We start from the raw sequence: 1,033 nt of genomic DNA, 5'->3' as shown, positions 1-1,033 counted from the left end.
TCAATGGGTTAGTGTTGTGCTGAGCATTATCAATATAGTCGCCGCTTCCAGTTTCGCAGCCCTTTACGCTAAAAACAATATCGAGGGTCTGCAAAAGGTGGTTTCTGCAGTTGCCCTGTGGATTTTCTGGCCTTCTATGGCTATTTCCTTATTGCTCACCGTCTTCAGTCAACCCATTTTAGGAATATTTGGCTCAGAATTTATCGCAGCGAGTTTGCAACTCAAAATTTTGGTTTTAGGCAATTTAGTAAGTGCTTTATGTGGTTCTGTAGGCTATTTGATGGTGATGACGGGTCATCAAAATAAATCTTTACCCGTTTTTATTTATGCGACTATTCTCAATATCGTGTTAAATGCGATCGCTATTCCCCTCATCGGTGGAGTAGGGGCAGCTATAGCTACAGCTTTCTCTAAAGCGCTGTGGAATATTTGGCTCAGTTTTTTAGTGGTGAAATATGTAGGAGTAAGTCCCCTAGTTTTCAGAGGACTTTTTCAAGGGGGTTCTTCAAAATCTGAGATCTAGCAATGCTAACGGATTTAGAATTCAGGGTAAGCACAAGAAAAAATGGCTGATCATTTCCATTGGCTAGATATCGGTTGATCGTGGCTCGAAACCCCTATAATCTCCTAGAATTGTACTTGTAATAGAGTTAATTTTTTGAGAATAGCGGGGTTTTTTTATCAATAAGCCTAGGCTTATTGATTCTTGGGCTTACCCTGATTTAGAATTGCTATAGTAAACCTGGAAGGGCGACAATATTTTGTATTAGTTGGTTTGCTTCCAGTAAGCATCTACCACTGCAAAAGAATCTCCGAAAAATTCTGAGTTTAGTTTTTCTTCTCCCACAGCTGTTTTCGTTTTTCCATTGACAATGCTATCTACCAGGGAATTTATTTCTGGGGTAGGGTTTTTGTGCTTGTGGAATATCGCGATCGCATAAGCTACAAAAGGATGAATATCGGCAAGCTTCAAGCTGTCGCTGCCTGCTACAGGAGCATTTAGCTGCTGCGAAGATGGCGTGGCCGCATTTTA

2 protein-coding genes are annotated in these 1,033 nt (G+C 40.9%); one reads left to right on the top strand and one right to left on the bottom strand.

The window, feature by feature from the left end; all coding sequences use genetic code 11:
• Nucleotides 1-523: polysaccharide biosynthesis C-terminal domain-containing protein (locus F6K49_RS52725; RefSeq protein ID WP_293111095.1), on the top strand; the 523-nt coding region annotated here is incomplete at its 5' end.
• Nucleotides 524-766: 243 nt separating this feature from the next.
• Here the strand turns inward: F6K49_RS52725 and F6K49_RS52720 are convergent.
• On the bottom strand, nucleotides 767-973 hold the full coding sequence (locus F6K49_RS52720) for a hypothetical protein (RefSeq protein WP_293111094.1): 207 nt from the start codon (nucleotides 971-973) through the stop codon (nucleotides 767-769).
• Nucleotides 974-1,033 lie beyond the last annotated feature (60 nt).

The sequence above is a fragment of the Moorena sp. SIO3I6 genome, from assembly GCF_010672095.1.
This window is presented reverse-complemented; position numbering and strand designations above follow the sequence as displayed.